Genomic DNA, 1,671 nt, shown 5'->3' with positions numbered 1-1,671 from the left:
CTTGTAAGGCTGGGAGGCCTGCAGGTTCGTCAGCACGATCACGGTCAGGTTTTGATCGGGAATCGTGGTGATCCAGACGGCGGCGCCCCCACCGGTGTGCACCGTGACGTGACCCTGCTGGCTGTCGTGCATGAGGGCAAGGCCGAAGTCGCCCGTTTTACCGTCGCTCATCACGTACGGCTTCGCCATCAGGGCGAGGCTTGCGGGCTTGATCACCTTTCCGGTCCAGAGCGCGTTCTCCCACGTGGACATGGCCTCGATGTTGCCGCTCAGCCCTGCTGCGGGCATCAACCACTCCGTGGCGATCTTCGAGCCGAAGGGATGGATGCCGTCGGTCGACATGACCGGTGCGCCCTTCGCATCGAGCTGAAGCTTCGAGTGGTCGGCCGTAGGCTGCAGCGCGGTGTACAGGGAGGCACGACCCGGAATAAGCGTCCACGTATCACCCCACTGCAGGCCGGTGATGCCGAGCGGTTTCAGAAGACGGTCGTTGATGTAGCTCTCATAAGGCATGCTACTGACACGCGCAATGATCTCCCCGAGCAGCATGAATCCCGTCTGGTTGTAGGCCATGGATGCGCCCGGCGCTTTGACCGGCCTGGTCGCAAGCAATGCCATCAGATCAGCACGGGTCCCGGCCAGTGGAAGTACGTTGACGGTGTCGTCCGCCACATTGTCCGGAAGGCCGGATGTGTGGGAAAGGCAATGGCGGATCGTTACGGGAGCCCATGAGGCAGGGAGCTCGGGAAGATACTTCCTGACCGAGTCGTCCAGCGAGATTTTTCCCTGCTCCACCAGCGTCATGATCGCTACGCCAGTGAACTCCTTGGTCGTGGACGCAAGCGGATACAGGGTCGCGTTCGTGGCGGGTACGTTCAGTTCAACGCTGGCAACGCCGTAGCTCTTCTCAAGCACCACCTTGCCGTCCTTGATCACGGCGACGGAGGCGCCAGGCGTGTGCCGTGCGGCCATGTCCTTCGCCACAACGTCATCGACCTGCATCGCCATGGAGGTGCCCGCGTGCGCCACCTGCGCATGCCAGAGCGCGAAGGTCATCAACATGCCTATGAAGTTCCTGACCATGGCGCCCCCGCTCCGATGAATGACGGAATGCATCGTAGGAGGGTAGTGACGAGGGCGTACGTGCCGGTGGGCCTCCGTACTTTCGGCACATGGGCGAGTGGCCCAAAGAAAAAGGCCCTGAAAGCTCGCTTGACGCGGTTTTCAGGGCCTGATTTCTTCGAATATTGGTCGGGGAGACAGGATTCGAACCTGCGACTTCTACGTCCCGAACGTAGCGCTCTACCAGGCTGAGCTACACCCCGACGGGAGCCGCGTATATTAGCCATGACCCTGTCGATTCGCAACAGGTCGTCGCATCTTTTTTACAAATGCCTGACAGGGCGCCATGAGCGCGGGGCGGCCGGCGGCCATCTGCTAATCTATGCGGCTGCCGCGTGGCGGCCTCCGTATAGCCTGTCCGAAGAGGAATTGCATGGCACTCACCCCGGCCCGCACCATGCCTGGTGTCCTCGAGCTTCTTCCGCTCGACCAGATCGCCTTCCAGCGCATGCTGGACACGATTCGCCGTAACTACGAGCGATTCGGCTTCCTGCCGATCGAGACGCCGGTGATCGAGCATAGCGACGTGCTGCTGACCAAGAGCGGCGG

At 61.6% G+C, this 1,671-nt stretch carries 1 protein-coding gene, 1 tRNA gene and 1 pseudogene; 1 reads left to right on the top strand and 2 read right to left on the bottom strand.

Annotated features, from left to right (window positions below; all coding sequences use genetic code 11):
* A partial coding sequence (locus AC1DT2_RS22640) for a serine hydrolase domain-containing protein (RefSeq protein ID WP_477298889.1) occupies positions 1-1,083 on the bottom strand: 1,083 nt, incomplete at its 3' end.
* A 165-nt stretch (positions 1,084-1,248) separates the two neighbouring features.
* Positions 1,249-1,325: transfer RNA gene (locus tag AC1DT2_RS22635), tRNA-Pro, on the bottom strand.
* A 170-nt stretch (positions 1,326-1,495) separates the two neighbouring features.
* Here AC1DT2_RS22635 and AC1DT2_RS22630 point away from each other — a divergent pair.
* Positions 1,496-1,671: pseudogene (locus tag AC1DT2_RS22630) on the top strand (histidine--tRNA ligase); the annotation flags it as partial.

This window comes from Luteibacter sp. P4_E6, assembly GCF_056401535.1.
Note: the sequence above shows the minus strand (reverse complement) of the source record. Positions and strands in the feature narration are given on the sequence as shown.